General features: G+C 70.3%; 18 protein-coding genes. 9 read left to right on the top strand and 9 right to left on the bottom strand.

All coding sequences use genetic code 11. The features are described from left to right. Nucleotides 1-89: 89 nt before the first annotated feature. Complete coding sequence (locus ACIBU0_RS06695) at nucleotides 90-992, bottom strand: D-alanyl-D-alanine carboxypeptidase family protein (RefSeq protein ID WP_398812644.1); 903 nt, start codon at nucleotides 990-992, stop codon at nucleotides 90-92. A gap of 198 nt (nucleotides 993-1,190) precedes the next feature. On the opposite strand from ACIBU0_RS06695, the gene ACIBU0_RS06700 reads away from it, so the two are divergent. Both ACIBU0_RS06700 and ACIBU0_RS06705 read left to right on the top strand, forming a co-directional pair. Next, nucleotides 1,191-1,853 carry a GntR family transcriptional regulator gene (locus ACIBU0_RS06700; RefSeq protein ID WP_398812647.1) on the top strand — a complete coding sequence of 221 codons (663 nt, stop codon included), beginning with the start codon at nucleotides 1,191-1,193 and terminating at the stop codon, nucleotides 1,851-1,853. Beyond that, entirely contained in the window at nucleotides 1,850-3,145 is a 1,296-nt protein-coding gene (locus ACIBU0_RS06705) for a nitrate/nitrite transporter (protein ID WP_398812650.1), read from the top strand. Before ACIBU0_RS06700 ends, ACIBU0_RS06705 begins: the two co-directional genes overlap by 4 nt. 94 nt (nucleotides 3,146-3,239) lie before the next feature. On the opposite strand, the gene ACIBU0_RS06710 is transcribed toward ACIBU0_RS06705, so the two are convergent. Continuing rightward, the gene (locus ACIBU0_RS06710) at nucleotides 3,240-4,064 is read right to left on the bottom strand and encodes a maleylpyruvate isomerase family mycothiol-dependent enzyme (protein ID WP_398812653.1); all 825 of its coding nucleotides are present in this window, start codon (nucleotides 4,062-4,064) and stop codon (nucleotides 3,240-3,242) included. Between the two features lie 202 nt (nucleotides 4,065-4,266). Here ACIBU0_RS06710 and ACIBU0_RS06715 point away from each other — a divergent pair, with 202 nt between their 5' ends. Next, nucleotides 4,267-5,064, top strand: a complete 798-nt coding sequence (locus ACIBU0_RS06715) for a carbon-nitrogen family hydrolase (protein WP_398812656.1) — start codon at nucleotides 4,267-4,269, stop codon at nucleotides 5,062-5,064. Nucleotides 5,065-5,103: 39 nt separating this feature from the next. Here ACIBU0_RS06715 and ACIBU0_RS06720 read toward each other — a convergent pair whose 3' ends face one another. Both ACIBU0_RS06720 and ACIBU0_RS06725 read right to left on the bottom strand, forming a co-directional pair. Continuing rightward, the gene (locus tag ACIBU0_RS06720) at nucleotides 5,104-5,601 is read right to left on the bottom strand and encodes an LURP-one-related/scramblase family protein (protein ID WP_398812659.1); all 498 of its coding nucleotides are present in this window, start codon (nucleotides 5,599-5,601) and stop codon (nucleotides 5,104-5,106) included. Then, the gene (locus tag ACIBU0_RS06725) at nucleotides 5,598-6,602 is read right to left on the bottom strand and encodes a helix-turn-helix domain-containing protein (RefSeq protein WP_398812662.1); all 1,005 of its coding nucleotides are present in this window, start codon (nucleotides 6,600-6,602) and stop codon (nucleotides 5,598-5,600) included. The genes ACIBU0_RS06720 and ACIBU0_RS06725 overlap by 4 nt, the downstream gene beginning before the upstream one ends. 52 nt (nucleotides 6,603-6,654) lie before the next feature. On the opposite strand from ACIBU0_RS06725, the gene ACIBU0_RS06730 reads away from it, so the two are divergent. After that, the gene (locus tag ACIBU0_RS06730; RefSeq protein WP_398812665.1) at nucleotides 6,655-7,041 is read left to right on the top strand and encodes a cupin domain-containing protein; all 387 of its coding nucleotides are present in this window, start codon (nucleotides 6,655-6,657) and stop codon (nucleotides 7,039-7,041) included. A 147-nt stretch (nucleotides 7,042-7,188) separates the two neighbouring features. Further along, a complete protein-coding gene (locus ACIBU0_RS06735) occupies nucleotides 7,189-8,013 on the top strand; it encodes a calcium-binding protein (RefSeq protein WP_398812667.1) in 825 nt (274 codons plus the stop codon). 115 nt (nucleotides 8,014-8,128) lie between these two features. Here ACIBU0_RS06735 and ACIBU0_RS06740 read toward each other — a convergent pair whose 3' ends face one another. From ACIBU0_RS06740 to ACIBU0_RS06755, 4 genes are all read right to left on the bottom strand, one after another. After that, nucleotides 8,129-8,380 carry a DUF6458 family protein gene (locus ACIBU0_RS06740; protein ID WP_398812670.1) on the bottom strand — a complete coding sequence of 84 codons (252 nt, stop codon included), beginning with the start codon at nucleotides 8,378-8,380 and terminating at the stop codon, nucleotides 8,129-8,131. A gap of 60 nt (nucleotides 8,381-8,440) precedes the next feature. Then, on the bottom strand, nucleotides 8,441-9,739 hold the full coding sequence (locus ACIBU0_RS06745) for a M18 family aminopeptidase (protein WP_398812673.1): 1,299 nt from the start codon (nucleotides 9,737-9,739) through the stop codon (nucleotides 8,441-8,443). A 114-nt stretch (nucleotides 9,740-9,853) separates the two neighbouring features. Beyond that, nucleotides 9,854-11,680, bottom strand: coding sequence for an acyl-CoA dehydrogenase (locus tag ACIBU0_RS06750; RefSeq protein WP_398812676.1), 1,827 nt, complete (start codon nucleotides 11,678-11,680; stop codon nucleotides 9,854-9,856). A 131-nt stretch (nucleotides 11,681-11,811) separates the two neighbouring features. Further along, nucleotides 11,812-12,654, bottom strand: a complete 843-nt coding sequence (locus ACIBU0_RS06755) for an intradiol ring-cleavage dioxygenase (protein ID WP_398812678.1) — start codon at nucleotides 12,652-12,654, stop codon at nucleotides 11,812-11,814. A 119-nt stretch (nucleotides 12,655-12,773) separates the two neighbouring features. Between ACIBU0_RS06755 and ACIBU0_RS06760 the strand changes: the two genes are divergently transcribed. The 4 genes from ACIBU0_RS06760 (at nucleotide 12,774) to ACIBU0_RS06775 (ending at nucleotide 17,802) form a co-directional block, all read left to right on the top strand. Further along, on the top strand, nucleotides 12,774-13,241 hold the full coding sequence (locus ACIBU0_RS06760; RefSeq protein ID WP_234763985.1) for an SseB family protein: 468 nt from the start codon (nucleotides 12,774-12,776) through the stop codon (nucleotides 13,239-13,241). Between the two features lie 219 nt (nucleotides 13,242-13,460). After that, entirely contained in the window at nucleotides 13,461-15,407 is a 1,947-nt protein-coding gene (locus ACIBU0_RS06765; protein WP_398812682.1) for a YncE family protein, read from the top strand. Between the two features lie 113 nt (nucleotides 15,408-15,520). Further along, on the top strand, nucleotides 15,521-16,501 hold the full coding sequence (locus tag ACIBU0_RS06770; protein WP_398812684.1) for a pirin family protein: 981 nt from the start codon (nucleotides 15,521-15,523) through the stop codon (nucleotides 16,499-16,501). 155 nt (nucleotides 16,502-16,656) lie between these two features. Then, the gene (locus tag ACIBU0_RS06775) at nucleotides 16,657-17,802 is read left to right on the top strand and encodes an AI-2E family transporter (protein WP_398812687.1); all 1,146 of its coding nucleotides are present in this window, start codon (nucleotides 16,657-16,659) and stop codon (nucleotides 17,800-17,802) included. Here the strand turns inward: ACIBU0_RS06775 and ACIBU0_RS06780 are convergent. Further along, nucleotides 17,685-19,904 carry a SpoIIE family protein phosphatase gene (locus ACIBU0_RS06780; protein WP_398812690.1) on the bottom strand — a complete coding sequence of 740 codons (2,220 nt, stop codon included), beginning with the start codon at nucleotides 19,902-19,904 and terminating at the stop codon, nucleotides 17,685-17,687. The genes ACIBU0_RS06775 and ACIBU0_RS06780 overlap by 118 nt on opposite strands. Between the last annotated feature and the right edge of the window lie 62 nt (nucleotides 19,905-19,966).

The following is a 19,966-nucleotide window of genomic DNA, read 5'->3' on the forward strand; positions in this document are numbered from 1 at the left end:
CGTCAAGGGTTGTACGGCGGGCCGAAGTCACGCATGTGACGAGGGCGACCACTGGTGAGTGGTCGCCCTCCGTCACGTGAACGCGAAGGTCAGCTGATCCGCGCGTAGCCGTAGTTGATGAGCTTCTTCACGTCCTCCGTGCGCTTGGCCTCGTTGGGGGCCGTGAGGACGGCGCCGATCACCGACTCTCCGTTCTTGGTGGCGGCGAAGACGAGGCAGTACTTGGCCTCGGTGCCGGAGCCGGTCTTCACGCCGAGTGTGCCGTTCCAGCCGAGCAGGAGGTTGGTGTTCTTCCACGCCGCCATCGTGCGGACGGAGCCGGTCTTCGTGATCGTCTTCGCCGTGTACGACTTGGTCTTCACGACCGTCTTGAACGTGGAGCTCTTCATCGCGCTCCGGGCGACCTTCGTCAGGTCGCGCGGGGTCGAGTAGTTGGAGCCGTTGCTGATGCCGTCGAACGAATCGAAGTGCGTGTTCGTCATGCCCAGGTTCCGGGCCGTGGTGTTCATCTTGCCGATGAACGACTTCACGCGCGCCTTCACCGTCGAGCCGGAACCGAACTTGTCGGCGAGGGCCATCGCGGCGTCACAGCCCGACTTGAGCAGCATCCCGTACAGCAGCTGACGGACGGTGACCTTGTCGCCGACGATCAGGTTGGCCGTCGAGGGATACCCCTTGGCGACCATGTAGTCGCTGACCTCCTTCTTGATCGTGACCTTGGCGTCCAGGTTCAGGTTCGACTGCGACAGCACCACCTTGGCGGTCATGATCTTCGTGGTGGAGGCGGTGAGCCGCTTGGTGTCGGCAGCCTTGGTGAAGAGGGTCTTGCCGGTCGCGCTGTTCATCAGGTACCCGCCCTTGGCACTGATGCTGGGCGTCGTCGCGGCCTGCGCGGGTGCCGCGGTGAGAGCTCCGGTGACGAGCAGCGCGCCGGTGGTCACGGCGACGGCTGCGGTTCTGCGGATACGGGAGCCCTGGGTGGCGGTTATCAACTGAAATACCCCGATTACGTCGAATGCCCCTGAGTGCGGCCGAGTTGGAGGGGGAGAGGCGGTCAGGCCGCACGTGTGTGACACGTAAGTAGCACAGAAGGTTGTGGGGCGGATGTGCCGGGTCCCTCATTCGGCTCCCTCTGTTCCGCATGCTGGACGAAGCCTCCGATGGGTACGTGTTGTATCTAAGCTGTGGGCATGGCTTCCTCCCCGCCCGCGTCCCTGAAGCAGCCCCCCGCCGCCGACCGCGTCTACACCCACGTCAAGCAGGGCGTCCTGGAGCGCCGTTACGAGGGCGGGACCCTGCTCACCGAGGGCGAGCTCGCCGAGGCCGTCGGGGTCTCGCGCACACCGGTGCGGGAGGCGCTGCTGCGGCTGGAGGTCGAGGGGCTGATCAAGCTCTATCCGAAGAAGGGCGCGCTGGTCCTGCCGGTCTCCGCACAGGAGATCAAGGACGTCGTGGAGACGCGGATGCTCGTCGAGGAGCACGCGGCGCGCAAGGCCGTCCCCGCGCCCCCCGGGCTCATCGAGCGCCTGGAGAACCTGCTCGCCCAGCAGAAGGCCCAGGCGGCCGCCGGTGACCTCGCCGCAGCCGCCGTCACCGACCGGTGCTTCCACGCGGAGATCGTCCGCAGCGGCGGCAACGAGATCCTCTCGAGGCTCTACGACCAACTGCGCGACCGGCAACTGCGCATGGGCGTCGCCGTGCTGCACTCCCACCCGGACCGGATCGCCAAGACCCTCGCCGAGCACGAGGAGATCCTCGACGCACTGCGCTCCGGGGACGCCGAGGCGGCCGTCGGGACGGTCCACCGGCACATCGGCTGGTTCTCGCATCTCGCGCGAGGTGAGGAGCGATGAAGGCCGCCGCGCTGCCGGGCGACCCTCCGGGCGGCCGCCGCGCCGTCGCCGTCTGGGGCATAGGCGTCTCGGTCTACTTCGTCGCCGTCATCTTCCGTACGTCGCTGGGGGTCGCCGGCCTCGACGCCGCGGACCGCTTCCATGTGAACGCCTCGGCCCTGTCGACGTTCTCGATCCTCCAGCTGCTCGTGTACGCGGGCATGCAGATACCCGTCGGCCTGCTGGTCGACCGGCTCGGCACCAAGAAGGTGCTGACCCTGGGCGTGGTGCTGTTCACCGCGGGCCAACTGGGCTTCGCCTTCTCGCCGTCGTACGGCACGGCTCTCGCCTCGCGCGCGCTGCTCGGATGCGGCGACGCGATGACGTTCATCAGTGTGCTGCGGCTCGGCACCCGGTGGTTCCCGGCCCGGCGCGGTCCGATGATCGCGCAGTTCGCGGGGCTCGCGGGCATGGCGGGCAACCTCGTCTCCACGCTGATGCTGGCACGGCTGCTGCACGGGGTGGGCTGGACGGCGGCGTTCGCGGGCAGCGCGGCGGCGGGGGTCGTCGTGCTGGTGCTGTTGCTGCTGTTCCTGAAGGACCACCCCGAGGGCCAGGAGCCGGAGCCGCTTGCGCACCAGGGCGCGGCGTACGTACGACGTCAGATCGCCGCGTCCTGGCGGGAGCCGGGCACGCGGCTGGGGTTGTGGGTGCACTTCACGACGCAGTTCCCGGCGATGGTGTTCCTGCTGCTGTGGGGGCTGCCGTTCCTGGTGGAGGCGCAGGGGCTGTCCCGGGCGACGGCCGGTGAACTGCTCACCCTGGTCGTCCTGTCGAACATGGTCGTGGGGCTGGTCTACGGCCAGATCGTCGCGCGGCATCACGAGGCGCGGCTGCCGTTGGCGCTGGGGACCGTGGGGGCGACGGCGCTGCTGTGGGGCGCGACGTTGGTCTGGCCCGGGGAGACGGCGCCGATGTGGCTGCTGGTCGTGCTGTGCGCGGTGCTCGGGGCGTGTGGGCCGGCGTCGATGATCGGGTTCGACTTCGCGCGGCCGGCGAATCCGCCGGAGCGGCAGGGGACGGCGTCCGGGATCACCAACATGGGCGGGTTCGTCGCCTCGATGACGACGTTGTTCGCGGTCGGCGTGCTGTTGGATGCGACCGGGGGTGACTACGGCGTCGCCTTCTCGGCGGTGTTCGTGCTGCAGGCGCTCGGGGTCGGGCAGATTCTGCGGTTGCGGAAGCGGGCGGCTCGGCGGGAGCGGGAGCGGTTGGTGGCGAGCCGGGTGGAGACCGTGCACGTGCCGGTGTGAGCCGGTGGGGGCGGGCCGTCTCTTCCTCGCCCCCGCCGGCCCTGAAGGGGCCTCGTCCTCAAACGCCGGACAGGCTGGAATGCAGTGACCGGCGTTACGGCGTCACCGTGAAGTTGCGCAGGATCGCTGTCGTCAGGGCCGGGTCGCCCTCCGCCTTCACGCGGTCCGCGACCGCCTCCGGTGTGACGCGGCCGCAGGCCAGGCGGACGTAGGTCTCCCAGTCGAGGGTGAGGGTGGCGGCGGGGCCGAGGGCGGGGGCCGTTTCGAGGGTGCCGCGGCCCTGGATGTCGACGCGGATCGTGCGCAGGAACTCGATCGGGCCGTGGACGTCGAAGACGATCGCCGAGCTGCGGGGGGCGTCGGCCTTGGTGGCGACGATGTCGGGGAGCTTGCCGAGCAGGACGTCGCGGGCCACCTGGGCGCCGGGGGAGTCGAGGTTGCCGGGGCGGCCGAGGGCGGTGCGCAGGTCCTGTTCGTGGACCCAGATGTCGAACGCGTGGGCCCGCATGGACTCTTCGAGGGTGAGCTCGGACCCGAGCGGGCCGCGCACCTTCGTGCCGGGGTCACGGGACTCGTTCCGCAGCTGGCGGTTGCGGCGGATGATCGTGTACTCCAGCTCCGACGTCATCTCCGGCGCCGTGTGATGGCGGCGGACGTCGACCTGCATCTCCATGTAGCGCTGGTGGTCGTTCGTGACGTGGAAGAGGTCGCGGGGGAGGGTGTGGATGGGACGCGGGTCGCCGAGCATCTCGCAGTCCAGGCCGATGACGTGCGACACGATGTCGCGGACCGACCAACCGGGGCACGGGGTACGCCGGTTCCACTCACCCTCCACCAGCGGCGTCACCAGCTCGGATATCGCTTCGATGGAGTGGGTCCAGGCGTCGGCGTAGGGCTGGAGGGTGGGATGCAGACTCACGGAACGGGACCCCTCGGCGGTTGGTACGTCGGTACGCGGGCAGGTTGTGGCGTCATTGCCAGTGGGAGGCGGCTGCTGTCGGCGGGTGTCTTGAAACGCTAAGTTACGCTGCTGTGAGGCACCCCGGCAGTGCTTTCGTGTGACGATCGTAGGCCCGTGTGTAAGCCCGTGTGGACCGCTCGAATGCCAGGACGGTGGTAGTGTGCGCGCCTCTTTGCTCCAGATCGACGTCAACGCGGACGAATCGGTCGCCTCGCGTCGGGTGAGGGCGGCCTCGCTCGTGAGGGAACAGGCCGAAGTGGCCGACCTCGTCGTCCTGCCCGAGCTGTGGACCACCGGGGCGTTCGCCTACGAGGAGTTCGCCAGTGAGGCCGAACCGCTCGAAGGGCCGACGTACGAGGCGATGGCGAAGGCCGCGAGCGACGCGGGCGTGTGGCTGCACGCGGGCTCGATTCCCGAGCGGGATCCTGACGGGCCGCTCTACAACACCTCTCTTGTCTTCTCCCCCTCCGGTGATCTGGTCGCCGCGTACCGAAAGATCCATCGGTTCGGCTTCGACAAGGGCGAGGCGGTGCTGATGGGCGCGGGCGAGGAACTGGTGACGGTCCGTCTGCCCGAGACCACCCTTGGCGTGGCCACCTGTTACGACCTCCGTTTCCCCGAACTCTTCCGCGGCCTCGTCGACGCCGGCGCCGAGACCCTGGTCGTGCCGGCGGGCTGGCCGGAGCGCCGCCGGGCGCACTGGACGCTGCTGGCTCAGGCGCGGGCGGTGGAGAACCAGGCGTTCGTGCTCGCCTGTGGAACGGCCGGGACGCACGCGGGAGTTCCGCAGGCCGGTCACTCGATCGTGGTCGATCCGTGGGGTGAGGTGCTGGCGGAGGCCGGCGCGGGCGAGCAGGTCCTCACGGTGGACTTCGACCCGGCGAAGGTGGCGGCGACCCGGGAGCAGTTCCCGGCGCTGAAGGACAGGATGCTGGGCCTGACGGCGCCGCGCCGCTGACGGCGGCCGAGGGGCGCGCGGGTGGCGGTTCGCCGCCCCTCAGTCGTCCCCGTGCTCCTTCTCCGCGAGGTGGATCACGCACACCGCCACCGCGATCAGCAGCGCGGGGTCCGCATCGTCCCGTACGACGTCCACGCCGTACGTCTCACGGACGTGCAGCCAACGCCGGGAGACGACGGCCAGCAGCTCGCCGTCGTACTCGATCGCGAACTCCCGGTCGAGGATCTTGCCGCTGACGTCGAGTTCCGTGCTGCCGTCCGCCAGGGACACCCGGTAGTGGTTGCGCAGCAGGGACAGCCGCTTGCGGCGGATCTTCGCGAGCGGCTCGCCGTCCCGCTCGATCACCATCGTGTCGCGCAGGGAGAGCATCTTCTGGTGGATGTCGATGAGGACGCGCCCTTGCGTGTCCTTCAGCTCGAAGGTGTCCCGCAGCCGCATCGCCTTGCCGTCGACGAGGAACACCCGGTTGCCCTGGTCGTCCTCGATCCAGTAGTCGTCGCCGATGCCGAGCAGCCGGTCGCGTACGAGGAATCTCATGAGACGAGGGGTTCCCCGCCGCCCGGTCCGAAACGCCGCCTGTAGGCCGACGGGCTGAGCCCCGTCTCGCGCCGCACGCGCGCGCGGAGGTTCGCCGCGGTGCCGAGTCCGCTCCTCACCGCCACCACCTCCAGCCGCTCCTCCCCGCGCTCGATCAGCCGGCACGCGAGCGCCACCCGCTCCCCCGTCAGCCAGCCCAGCGGCGTGGTCCCGAGCTGCGCCCGGAAGCGGCGGTGCAGAGTGGCCGGCGACACCGCCGCCCGCTCGGCCAGGTCCGCCACCGTCAGCGGCTCGCCCAGCCGTTCCTGCGCCCACGCCAGCAGCGGCCCCAGCGACTCGTCCGGCACGTCCGGCACCGGCCGTTGCACGAACTGCTTCTGCCCGCCGTCGCGGTGGGCGGCGAAGACCAGCCTCCGCGAGACCGAGTTGGCCACCTCGGCGCCGTGATCACGCCGTACGACGTGCAGACACAGGTCGAGCGCGGCGGCACTGCCCGCGGCGGTCAGAATGTCGCCCTCGTCGACGAAGAGCACGTCCGGTTCCAGCAGCACCCTCGGATGCAGCTCTCGGAAGGTGTCGGCCCAGCGCCAGTGCGTGGTCGCGCGGCGCCCGTCCAGCAGCCCGGCCTCGGCGAGCGCGAAGCTCCCGGTGCACAGGCTGATCACGCGGGCCCCGCGCGCGTGGGTGCGCCGGACGGCGTCGAGCACGGCGGCGCCACGCGGGACGACGTTGTCCGGGCGGCCGGGTACGACGAGGGTGTCCGCCGCATCGACCGCCTCCAGTCCGGGCACGCCGGTCAGCGTGAAGAAGCCGTGGTTCATCCGGACCTCGGGCGTGGGCGTGCACAGCGTCACCTCGTACAGCGGTGCGGCGAGGCCCAGCTCGGGCCGCGGCAGCCCGAACAGTTCGGTGGCGACGCCGACCTCGAACGGGTTGGTGCCCTCGTCGACGATCACGGCGACGCGGTGGGTGCGCGTCGGCTGAGAGGATCCTTGCGGCATACGCGATTCCTAGCACTCACGCGCCGCCGCGGCGACCCCGGACGATGACCGCATGGAACCCATATCCCTCGAAGCGGCCCTCGCCTCCTTCTCGGAGACCTGGAGCCCGCGCATCGTGACGGCCGTCAACGACTACGACGTCCGCGTGGCCAAGGTCGACGGCGATCACGTCTGGCACGTCCACGACCACACCGACGAGTTCTTCCTGGTCCTGGACGGCGAACTGCACATCTCCCTGAGGGAGCCGCGCGGCGAGCGCACGGTCGTCCTCCCCAAGGGCTCCGTCTTCACGGTCCCCCGCGGCACCGAACACAAGCCGTACGCCCCGGCCCCCGCCGCCATCCTCGTCTTCGAACCCACCGGCACCCTGACCGTCGGCGACCGCCACGACGAGGTACCGGCCCATGTGGACGCCACGACCGGGCACGCCCTGACCTGACCGGCGCACGGGATCCACCGGTACATGAGGTGTCCCCCGGCTGAACGTCTCGTGTCTGCAAGGAAGTTGACCAACCACAGAGCCTTCCCCCGAGTCGGACTGGGCACAGGGCGCACGGCGCCGCACATCCGACTCGGAGGTCTCACCATGCTCGTCCGTTCCGCGGCACTGATCCTCGGCACGGCCCTGGCCGTTCCGCTCGCCCCGGCCACCGCCGGCGCGGCGGCGGCCCCGGCCACCGCCGAGGTCAACCAGAGCGACTGGCAGCTCACCTACAAGGCCGCCCCCGGCCAGACCAACAAGGCCGCCGTCACCGCGAAGCTCACGGCCGACCGCACCGGCATCACCTACCTGATCGACGACGTCGTCCAGATCAGCGCGGGCCACGACTGCGCCTATCCCGACAGCGCGGACCGCACGAAGGTCTCCTGCACGGTCACCCTGGTGGACAGCCAGGACCCGTACCCCGGCCTGGTCATGGATCTCGGCGACCGCGGCGACACGCTCACGTACGCCAACGCCACCGACCAGATCTACACCTACGCCGAGATCTCGCTGGGCACCGGCAACGACAAGGCGACCGACTCCGGCCGCCTCGACGGCGCCTACGTCTCCGGCGGGACGGGCGACGACACCATCACCGTGGGCGCCGAGGGCCTGGCCTGGGGCGAGGACGGCAACGACACGATCAGCGCGAGCGGCGGCGGCAACATCGTGCAGGGCGGCAGGGGCGACGACACCCTGCGCGGCGGATCCGGCGCCCAGTACCTGTCCGGCGACGACGGCAAGGACACGCTCACCGGCGGCACGGGCGACGACACCCTGTCCGGCGGCAAGGGCAACGACGTCCTGTACGGAAACAGCGGCAACGACAAGCTGTACGGCAACAGCGGGAACGACAAGCTCTACGGCGGACCGGGCACCGACACGCTCTCCGGGGGCCCCGGCACGGACGTGGTCCGCCAGGGCTGAGCGGGCCCCGGGGGGCTCGGCCGAAGTCGCGCCGGGCAAGCTCGACTTGGACGGGTGAGGGCGCGGGAACCGTTCTCTCCCGCACCCTCGAACCCGACCCTTCCGTGACAGCGGCTCAGACGCCGTAACCGTCGCTGTAGCCGTCCCGCCTGTGGTGATGTCCGGTGTCGTCCACGACCGGCGTCGAAGGCGGCACCACCACGCGGCGACGCCTTGCGATGCTGCTGAACGTCGTGGTTCCGATCAGTCCGACGATCATCAGGATGATCCCGACCAGGTCGAGATTGACACCCTGCATCTCCCAGTCGGTCGCGAACGTGAGGATGGCTCCCACGGCGATGAGGATGATGCACCCGCCGAGGCCCATGAGTTGTCGCCTCCCTGTCCGGTGGTTCCGGTGGGAGGCGGGTACCCCACCTTGCGGGAACTACCCTTCCAGGAACGCGAGCAGCGAGTTCGCGAGCAGCCACGGGTCGTCGGCGCCGCACAACTCCCGCGCGCTGTGCATCGACAGGATCGCCACCCCGATGTCGACGGTCTTGATGCCGTGCCGGGCCGCGGTGATCGGGCCGATGGTCGTGCCGCAGGGCATCGAGTTGTTGGAGACGAAGGACTGGAAGGGCACCTCGGCCTTCTCGCAGGCCGCCGCCCACACCGCCCGGCCCGAACCGTCGGTCGCGTAGCGGTTGTTGACGTTGACCTTGAGGATCGGCCCGCCGTTGACCCGCGGGTGGTGCGTCGGGTCGTGCCGCTCGGCGTAGTTGGGGTGGACCGCGTGGCCCGTGTCGGAGGACAGACAGACCGTGGCCGCGAAGGCGCGCGCCTTGTCCTCGTACGACCCCCCGCGCGCGAACACCGAACGCTCCAGGACGCCGCCCAGCAGCGGCCCGTCGGCACCCGTGTCGCTCTGCGAGCCGTTCTCCTCGTGGTCGAAGGCGGCCAGCACCGGGACGGCGGGCAGGGCCGCACCCGAGGTCGCCGCCGCGGCCAGCGCCGCGGCCGCCGCGTGCACCGAGAGCAGGTTGTCCATGCGCGGGCCCGCGACCAGTTCCTTGTCCCGGCCCAGGTAGGCCGGCGGCTCCACGGAGTGCGTCATCAGGTCCCAGCCCGTGACCTCGCCGGCCGCGAGACCCGCCGTCTCCTCCAGGAAGGCGATCAGGTCGCCGTCGCGGACGTCGTTGCCGAGGCCCCAGATCGGCTGCAGATGTCTCTGCTTGTCGAGCTTGAGCCCCTCCGCCGACACCGAACGGTCCAGGTGGATCGCGAGTTGGGGGACGCGCAGCAGCGGACGGTCCACGTTCACCAGCCGCGTCGTGCCGTCCCGCAGCGAGAGCCGGCCCGCGAGGCCCAGGTCGCGGTCGAGCCAGGAGTTGAGCAGCGGTCCGCCGTAGATCTCCACGGCCACCTGCCGCCAGCCGTGCGCCCCGGTGTCGGGCAGCGGCTTGACGCGCAGGTTGGGGGAGTCGGTGTGCGCGCCGACGATCCGGAACGGCGTGTGGGGCGCCGCGCCCTCGGGGACGTACCAGGCCACGATCGCGCCACCGCGCAGCACGTACTTGCCGCCGCTCGACCCGTCCCAGGCGTCCGTCTCCGCGACCTGCCTGAAGCCGGCCTTTTCCAGCCGCTCGGCGGTGTTCGCCACGGCGTGGTACGGCGAGGGGCTCGCCGCCAGGAAGGACATGAGGTCGTCGGTGTGGCCGCGGTCGAAGCGGGGGGGTTCGCTCATGGGGTTCACCTTAACGACGTACGAGGGCCCGCTCCCGGTGAAGAGGAGCGGGCCCTCGTAAGGGCGATGTGGATTGTCCGTGAGAGACGGGAACGCCTGGCCGGAACCCGGTGGCTAGAACGCGGCCTCGTCCAGCTCCATCAGGTCCAGCTCGACGTTCTCGGCGAGCTTGCGCGCACCGGTGACGCCCGGCAGGACGTTGGCCGCGAAGAACTTCGCCGCCGCGATCTTGCCCTGGTAGAACACCTTGTCCTTGGCGGAGGCGTTCGGCAGCTTCTCGGCGGCGACCGCGGCGCCCTTGAGCAGCAGGTAGCCGACGACGACGTCACCGGAGGCCATCAGCAGGCGGGTGGTGTTCAGGCCCACCTTGTAGATGTTCTTGACGTCCTGCTCGGTGGCCGCGAGGTCGGTCAGCATCAGGCCGACGATCGCCTCCAGCTCGACGGCCGCCTTCGCGAGCTGCTCGCGGGCCGCGCCCAGCTCCTCGCCGCCCTCGCCGAGCGCCAGGAACTTCTTGATGTCCTCGGCGAGGGAGTTCAGCGCGGCGCCCTGGTTGCGGACGATCTTCCGGAAGAAGAAGTCCTGGCCCTGGATCGCGGTGGTGCCCTCGTACAGGGTGTCGATCTTGGAGTCGCGGATGTACTGCTCGATCGGGTACTCCTGCAGGAAGCCGGAGCCGCCGAAGGTCTGCAGCGACTGCGCGAGCTGCTCGTAGCCCTTCTCGGAGCCGTAGCCCTTGACGATGGGGAGGAGAAGGTCGTTGAGCGCGTGCTCCGCCTTCGCGTCCTCGCCCGCCGCCTCCTTCACCGCGATCGCGTCCTGGATCGAGGCGGTGTAGAGCACGAGGGCGCGCATGCCCTCCGCGTACGCCTTCTGCGTCATCAGCGAGCGGCGCACGTCGGGGTGGTGGGTGATGGTGACCTTGGGCGCGGCCTTGTCCATGAAGTTCGCCAGGTCCTGGCCCTGGACGCGCTCCTTGGCGTACTCCAGCGCGTTCAGGTAGCCCGTCGACAGCGTGGAGATCGCCTTCGTGCCGACCATCATGCGGGCGAACTCGATGATGCGGAACATCTGGCGGATGCCGTCGTGCTTGTCGCCGATCAGCCAGCCCTTGGCGGGGTGCTGGTCGCCGAACGTCATCTCGCAGGTGTTGGAGGCCTTCAGGCCCATCTTGTGCTCGACGTTCGTGGCGTAGACGCCGTTGCGCTCGCCCAGCTCGCCGGTCTCGAAGTCGAAGAGGTACTTCGGGACGAGGAAGAGGGACAGGCCCTTGGTGCCCGGGCCGGCACCCTCGGGACGCGCGAGCACGTAGTGGAGGATGTTCTCCTCCATGTCGTGCTCACCGGACGTGATGAAGCGCTTGACGCCCTCGATGTGCCAGGAGCCGTCCTCCTGCTGGATCGCCTTGGTGCGCCCGGCGCCCACGTCCGAGCCGGCGTCCGGCTCGGTCAGCACCATGGTGGAGCCCCAGGTCCGCTCGACCGCGATCTGGGCGATCTTCTTCTGGACCTCGTTGCCCTCGTCGTAGAGGATCCCGGCGAACGCCGGGCCGGAGGAGTACATCCACACGGCCGGGTTCGAGCCGAGGATCAGCTCCGCGTACGACCAGATCAGGGACGGCGGGGCCGTCGTGCCGCCGATCGCCTCGGGGAGGCCCAGACGCCAGTACTCGGAGTCCATGAAGGCCTTGTAGCTCTTCTTGAAGGACGCCGGGACCGGCGCGGTGTTGGTCTCCGGGTCGAAGACCGGCGGGTTGCGGTCGGCGTCCGCGAAGGACTCGGCCAGCTCGTTCTCCGCGAGCCGCGTCAGCTCCTCGAGGATGCTTTTCGCGGTGTCGACGTCCATCTCCTCGAACGGACCCGTGCCGTACAGCTTGTCGCGTCCGAGTACTTCGAAGAGGTTGAACTCGATGTCGCGGAGATTCGACTTGTAGTGCCCCATGGTCACGGCTCCGTAGAGAGGGATCGGCGAGGCACTTGGTTCCTCGCGCTAGTTCACGTACCAACAAGTAGCTACGATGATGCTACCCGCCAGTAATAAGACGCAACCCCGATCCCGTCATCTGTGACAGGTCACACCGGAACGGTCAGTGAAGCGGTGTAGCCCTCGGCCGCGCTGCCCTTCATCGTCGCCATCTGCTGCTCGTAACCGTCGCTGAAGATGCCGTCCGTCTCCAGAGAGATGCGGCTGAGATTCGTCACACTTTGGCCGTAGCCGTCCGTGGCGTACACCGTGTCGCAGGTGTCCTCGGGGAAGGCGAGCTGAGAGGTGTTCGTGATCGACGTGGCCGCCGTGGCGTCGGCCAGGCTGCCGTAGACCTCGAAGTGGATGTGCGGCCAGCGGCCGTCGTAGCAGCCGGGGAAGACGCTCCTGAAGGTGACCTGGCCCGAGCCGTCCGTCTCCTGGACGCCCCGCAGGTAGTTCTCCTCGGTGACGCCCTCGGAGTACAGGGAGTACCTGCCGTCCCGGTCGGCGTGCCACAGGTAGACGGCGGCGCCCTTCTTCGGGGTGCCGCACCCGGAGGCCGCGTCGACGACCGTGAGCGTGACGGTGAGGGGCACGCCCTCGGCGGTGCCGCCCGCGAAGTCGCCGAAGCTCCTGGTGATGTCGCTGCGGACGATGCCGCTCTCCTTCAGGACGTTCACGCCGTTCGAGCCGTCGCCGGGGAAGGGGCCGGCCGTCTCGCCCGGGACGGTCGCGCACTCGGCGGACGAGGAGGAGCCGCCGGAGGATGCGCCGGAGGACGGGTGGGAGGAGGTGGCCGTGGAGGTCTCGTCCTCCGACGTGCAACCAGCCAGCGGAATCAGGCTCGCCCCCGCCATCAGCCGGATCATCCTGCGGCGGGCCAGTACGGGAAGGTCGTACGCGAGCCCTCTGTCGTGTTCGTGGACCTCGTCGTCATGGTGTCGGCGCATGACCAGACGTTAATGAGCGCACCTGTCGGAAACCCCGCCGTCGGCTGTCGAGTCGCTGTCGGTTCGCCAGGACCCGGTACCGGCCCACCCGCACGGCCGCTCTCGGTACGCTTGCGCCCATGTACGGCTATGACCAGAACGTCGGTGCACAGCAGCAGTACGCCCCGCCGCAGCAGCCGGGCGGCGTCGGTGGGTACGGCCAGCAGCCGCCGCTCTACCCCGAGCCGTCCCCGCCCTCGCTCGCGGACGCGGTGCGGGCCTTCACCACGGGGCAGATGTCCGCCGAGGACTTCCAGCAGGTCTTCGCGACGTCGAAGGTCTACTGCCCGCGCGGCGACAACCCCGGTTTCCTCGCCCTGCACAACACCCAGCAGCCGGTGATCCCGATGTTCACCTCGCTGAAGGAGCTGCGGCGGTACGCGGGCAAGGAGTCCAAGTACTTCGTCATCACCGGCGCCGAGGTGATCGACCTGCTCCCCACCGGCTACGGCTTCGTCCTGGACATGGAGGGCGAGCACCGGATGGTCTTCGACGCCAAGGCCGTGGAGCAGATGGTCGAGTTCGCGATGCGGCGGATGTACGGCTAGGCGGATCGCAGGGCCGGACCGGAATGACCCTGCCCGAATTCCCTGCCCGAATCCCGGCCCAGATATCTCTGCCCGGTTGTCACAGCCATGCCATAGAGTGCCCCCTGGCAGCCGCGCCCCGCACGCCACCGCCTTCCCGCGGTCCGCGTCCGGGTGCCGCGCGGCGCTCTCATCTCCCGGTAGCCCCGGGATTCCTTGTGGGGGTTCATCACTGTGCGCATGCGCAGCACTTCGGCCGCGACGGCGCTCGCGGTCCTGTTCAGCTCGGCGGCGCTGAGCGCCGTGGCGGCCGGGCCGGCCTCGGCGGCCTCGGCCGTGGTCGGCACGCCCGGCGGGCTCGTCGCGGACGGCGTCCACCAGCGGGTCTTCGTCGGTGACGCCGCGTCCGGAGTGATCGTGGCCGCCGACTACTCGGGCGCGGTGCTCGAATCGGTCAGCGGCGTCCCCGGAGTGACCGACCTGGCACTGTCCGACGACGGCAGCACCCTGTACGCCGCGGCCCGGGCGAGCCACGAGATCGTGGCCCTCGACGCGGCCACCCTCGACGTGAAGACCCGCTACCCGGTCGCCACCGGCACGGGCCCCGTGTACGTGGAGTACGCCGGCGGCAAGGTCTGGTTCAGCTACGGCGACCAGTGGGACGGCGACCTCGGTTCCGTCGACCCGGCGGTGGACCCGGCGACCGGCGCCGACCCGGTGGCGCTGGCCCAGCTCCCGACCGAGGGAACGGGCGTCGGACTGTGGGGGCAGGCCCTGCTGGACACCGACCCGCTGCGGCCGGACCTGCTGGCCGTCGGCGAGACCGGGGACTCCTCGGGCACCGAGGCCGTCCTCGACGTGTCGGGCGGCACGCCCAAGGTGATCGCCTGGCACGACACCTCGTACGCCCTGAACGACGGTCTCGGGGACATCGACCTCGTCGCGGGCAGCGACACCGTGCTCGTCAACGGCACCGACCGGCACGCCTACGCGGGCGGCACCCTCGCCAAGGCCGGTGCCTACCCGGCCGGGCAGCGGGCCGACATCGGGCGCAGTGGCCTGATCGCCCAGATCTCGGGCACCAAGGTCGCGATCTACCGGCCGAACGCCACGCAGCCGGTGCGGACGTACAGCATGGGCACCCAGGGGGCGGCCGCGCTGGCCTGGGCCCCGGACTCCTCCCGGGTCTTCGCCCTGGTCGCGAGCGGGAGCGGCTACACGCTCAAGGCGCTCACCCAGCCGACCCTCAACGTCCCCACGCTCACGGTGAACGCCCCGTCGACCGCCACCCGCGCCAAGCAGCTCACCGTCACCGGCAAGCTCTCGGCGACGATCGCGCTGCCGACCGGTGCCAAGCTCTCCGTCACCCGCACCGACCTGGAGAGCCCCGGCGGCAAGGCGCTGCCGTCCGTCACGGTCAAGGCCGACGGCACCTACTCCTTCACCGACACCCCGCCCGCCGGCGGCAAGGTCAAGTACACGGTGAAGTACGCGGGTGACGCCACCCACACCTCGGTGAGCGCCTCCGACACCGTCGACGTCTCCCGCGCCTCGACCTCGCTCAGCCTGAACAACAACGGCAAGCTGTACAGCTACGGCGCCGACGTCAAGTTCACCGCGCACCTCGGTACGACGTACAAGAACCGCACGGTCGAGATCTGGGCCAACCCCTTCGGCGGCGACAAGCCCAACAAGCTGATCAAGAGCGGGACGGTCAACTCCGACGGCAACATCTCCGCCTGGGTGGACATGACCCGGGACACCACCGTCACCGCGGTGTTCAAGGGCGACGCCCGCTACAAGCCGAAGACGGTGAAGGTCACGGCCTACGCCAAGGTCAAGATCTCCACCGCCGTCTCCAGGCACTACAAGACGGCGAAGATCGGCTCCACGACGTACTACTGGTTCCACAAGAGCACCGACCCGCTGCTCACCACGACGATGACCTACTACCCGGGCCGTCAGCAGCGCTTCGACCTGCAGGTCTACTACCAGGGCTCGTGGTACTCGGCGGACTCGGAGTACTTCTCGCTCGGGACGAACGGGAAGTCGGCCGTGACCCTGCCGGCGCCCGATGAGTCGGGGATCCGGGCGCGGATGCGGTCGGTGTACGTCAACGGCTCGTCCGGCGACACCGTGAACTCGACGACGTACGGGTCCTGGAAGTACCTGTACTTCAGCAACTGAGACCGTCCGGCTCGGACGGGGAGGCCCGGAGGGAATGCCCTCCGGGCTTTTCCCGTTGGGGATGGCAAGAAGTTCAACAATCAACTAAACTGGTCGCACAAGGAGGTACCGACATGCCTGCAGTGACCGTCGAGAACCCGCTGACGCTGCCCCGCGTCGCCGCGCCCGCGGAGGCCGTGGCCCGTCCCGTGCTCGCCGTCACGACCGCGCCGAGCGGTTTCGAGGGCGAGGGCTTCCCGGTGCGCCGGGCGTTCGCCGGGATCAACTACCGCTACCTGGACCCGTTCATCATGATGGACCAGATGGGCGAGGTGGACTACGCGCCGGGCGAGCCCAAGGGCACCCCCTGGCACCCGCACCGCGGCTTCGAGACCGTCACGTACATCATCGACGGGATCTTCGACCACCAGGACTCCAACGGCGGTGGCGGCACCATCACCAACGGCGACACCCAGTGGATGACCGCGGGCTCGGGCCTCCTGCACATCGAGGCCCCGCCGGAGTCGCTGGTCATGTCCGGCGGTCTCTTCCACGGCCTGCAGCTGTGGGTGAACCTCCCGGCCAGGGACAAGATGATGGCGCCCCGCTACCAGGACATCCGCGGCGGCAACGTCCAGCTGCTCACCACCCCCGACGGCGGCGCACTGCTGCGCGTCATCGCGGGCGAACTGGACGGCCACCAGGGTCCCGGTATCACCCACACCCCGATCACGATGATCCACGCGACCCTCGCCCCGGGCGCGGAGATCACGCTGCCGTGGCGCGAGGACTTCAACGGCCTCGCGTACGTCCTCGCCGGGCGGGGCGCGGTGGGTGCCGAGCGGCGTCCGATCCAGCTCGGCCAGACCGCGGTCTTCGGCGAGGGCGGCTCGCTGACGGTCCGCGCGGACGACAAGCAGGACTCCCACACCCCGGACCTGGAGGTCGTGCTGCTGGGCGGGCAGCCGATCCGGGAGCCGATGGCCCACTACGGTCCGTTCGTCATGAACACCAAGGACGAACTCATGCAGGCCTTCGAGGACTTCCAGAAGGGCCGGCTGGGGACGGTCCCGGCGGTCCACGGGATGAGCGCGAGCGGGCCGACCGAGGCCTGACGGCTGCGGTAGGACGAGGCCCGGGGCCGCACACCGTGGTGCGGCCCCGGGCCTTTCGCCATCCGTCACCCCCCGGGACTGTCACGCCCGGCTCCGTCACCCGCCCGGTCCGCCCGCGCACGACAGCCCCGCCCCGCCCGTGATCCGCTGGACATGTGCAGGCCTCCACCCCGCTGCTCCCCGACCCCGTCCGGCGGCTCGCCGCCTGGTGCGCCGTCGTGCTCCTCGTCGCCGGGGTGGTCTACGTCGGGATCCGGCTGGCCGTGGAGTTCCGTACGGCTGTCGTGCCCGTGCTGCTGGCGCTGCTCGGGACGGCGCTGCTCGGGCCGTTGCACCGGCGGCTGGTGAAGGCCAGGGTGAACCGGTCCGTCGCCGCCGGTCTCACCTGCGTCGCCGTGGTGGCCGTCGTCGGCGGGGCGGTGTACATCGTCGTCGCCGCGATCGTCGAGACCGGCGACCAGATCGTCGCCGCGCTCAAGCAGGCGGCCCAGGACGTCGCCGACCACTTCGGGGCCGCCGGGACCTCGCTGGACGACCTCGCCTCCAACGCCAAAGAGCTGCTCACCAAGTTCGGAGGGACGGCGGCCTCCGGGGTCATCAGCGGGGTGAGCGTCGTCGGCGAGGTCATCGCCATGGCTGTGCTGGCGCTGCTGCTCGTCTTCTTCTTCCTGCGGGACTCCCATCGGGCCGCCGGTGCGCTGCGGTCCGTCGTTCCCCGTAAGAGCGGCGACACCGTGGAGGCCATGGCCCGGCGGGCGTTCCGGGCCGTGGAGGGGTTCATGCGGGGGACCACCTTCATCGCCTTCATCGACGCCGTCTGCATCGCCGTCGGGCTGCTCGTGCTCGACGTTCCGGGTGCGGTCGGGCTCGGGGCGCTCGTCTTCGTCGGGGCCTACATCCCCTATCTCGGAGCCTTCATCTCGGGAGCCGTCGCCGTGCTGGTCGCGCTCGCCGACCGGGGGTTCGTGATCGCGCTGTGGGTGCTGGCGATCGTCGTCGCCGTACAGCTGCTGGAGGGGCATGTGCTGACGCCGATGATCCAGAGCCGGACGGTGCAGATGCACCCGGCCCTGGTCATGGTGGCGATCACGGCGGGGGCCTCCGTGGCCGGCGTCCTCGGCATGCTGCTCGCCGTACCGCTCACCGCCGCCGTCACGGGCGTCGCGGACGAGCTGAGGGAGCGTTACGCAAGCCCGGAGTCCCCCGAGCCGCCGGAGACCGGGCCGCCGACGCCCCCGGAACCGCCGACACCCCCGGAACCGCCGACGCCCCCGGAACCGTCGGCGCCCTTGGACTCGTAGAGCTCGAACCACGTGCTCTTGCCCTCGCCCCGCGGGTCCACGCCCCACGCCTCGGCCAGCAGCTCGATCAGCATCAAGCCCCGCCCGGACGACGCCAGTTCCCCGGGCCGGCGCTTGTGCGGCAGGTCGTCGCTGGTGTCCGTCACCTCCACGCGCAACCGGCGGTCACCCGGCTCACCCCGCACCTCGGCGAGGAGCAGGGCGTCGGCGTCGGTGTGGACGAGGACGTTCGTCAGGGTCTCGGACAGCAGCAGGACCGCGGAGTCCACCTGGTCCGCGGAGGCCCAGTCGTGCAGCAGCTCCCGCAGCTGCTGGCGGGCCACCCTGACCCGCTCCGGCTCGGCCTGCGCGACGGTGAGCATGGTGCGCCGGACCGTCGGCCGGACGGCGATCGTGTCGCCGCAGCCGCAGCCCTCCCCCTGCCGGCACAGCAGCAGTACCGCTATGTCGTCCTCGCGCCGGTCGGCGAGCGGACCCGTGGTGTGGTGGGAGGACGGGCCGTGGACGGCCTGGACCAGGGCGTCGGCGAGCGTCTCCAGGTCGCCGTCGTGCCCTTCCAGGATCGCGCGGATGCGCTTCCAGCCGGTCTCCAGGTCGTGCCCGCCGGTCTCGATCAGGCCGTCCGTGCAGATCAGCATCGTCTCGCCGGGTTCCAGGGTGATCCTGGTCGTCGGGTAGTCGGCGTCCGGGTCGATGCCCAGGGGGAGACCGCCGGCCGTGGGGCGGGCGAGCACCGTGCCGTCGCTCATGCGGATCGCCGGGTCCGGGTGGCCGGCGCGGGCGATGTCCAGCAGGCCGGTCGTGGGGTCGACCTCGACGTACAGGCAGGTCGCGAAGCGCAGGTCGGACGGGTCCTCGTCGAGGGAGCCGAACGTCATGCCGTGCAGGAAGCGGGAGGCCCGGGAGAGGACGGCGTCGGGGCGGTGGCCCTCGGAGGCGTAGGCGCGCAGGGCGATGCGCAGCTGACCCATCAGGCCTGCCGCGCGGACGTCATGGCCCTGGACGTCGCCGATGACGAGGGCGAAGCGGCCGTTCGGCAGCGGGATCATGTCGTACCAGTCGCCGCCGACCTGGAGCCCCCCGCCGGTCGGCACATAGCGTGCGGCGACGCTCATGCCCGGTATCTCGGGGCCCAGCTTGGGCAGCATCGAGCGCTGGAGGCCGTCCGTCAGCTCCCGCGCGGACTCGGCGGCCTCGGCGCGGGAGAGGGCCTGGGCGAGCATGCGGGCCACCGTCGTCAGCACGGACCGCTCGTCGGGCGTGAACGCGACCGGATAGGTGAACGCCGCCATCCAGGCGCCCATCGTGCGGCCGGCCACGGTCAGTGGCAGGAACGCCCAGGACTGGCGGTTGAAGTGCGCGGCGAGCGGCCAGGTGAGCGGGTAGCGCTCCTTGTACTTCTCGGGGGAGGAGAGGTAGACGGCACGGCCGGTGCGCACCACCTCGGCGGCCGGGTAGTCCGTGTCGAGGGACATGTGCGAGAAGGGGTTCTCGTCGCCGGGCTGGTGGCCGTGGTGGCCGATGATCGTCAGGCGATCGCCCGTGACGCCGAACACCGCGAGCCCGTCCGGTGAGAACCCCGGCATCGACAGACCGGCCGCGACCCGCAGCACCTCCGCCGTCGACCGCGCCTCGGCCAGCGCCCGGCCCGCGTCCAGCAGGAACGCCTCCCGGGAGCGCCGCCAGTCGCCGGTGACCGCCGTACGCCCCGCCGGGGTGCCCGGCGCCGGTTCGGTGACCTCCTGGAGCGAGCCGGTGACTTCGTACGACCGCTTCTCGCGGTCGAAGGAGGCATGGAAGCGGCTGCGGCCGACCCGGACGACCCGGCCCCGCTCGTCCATGATCCGCACCCGCACCTCGCCGAGGCTGCCCTCGGCGACGGCGAGCTGGATCACTCCGGTGATCTCGTTCCAGTCGACCGGATGCAGGCGGGCGCGCACCTGGGCCTGGCTGAGGGTGGCCCGCTCGGCGGGCAGCCCCAGCAGCCGTGCCGCCTCCGCGTCGACCGTGACCAGTCCCGTGGCGGTGTTCCAGTGCCACAGTCCGGTCGCGAGGGCGGCGAGAACCTCCCCCACGGCGGGCAGGGCCTCACCAGTGCGCATTGCCCTACTTTAAGAACAGGTGATCGCACGCTGCCACCGAAGCTGTATGGGGCATCTGCTCT

Source organism: Streptomyces sp. NPDC049627 (genome assembly GCF_044465645.1).
In the GTDB taxonomy this organism is placed as follows: domain Bacteria; phylum Actinomycetota; class Actinomycetes; order Streptomycetales; family Streptomycetaceae; genus Streptomyces.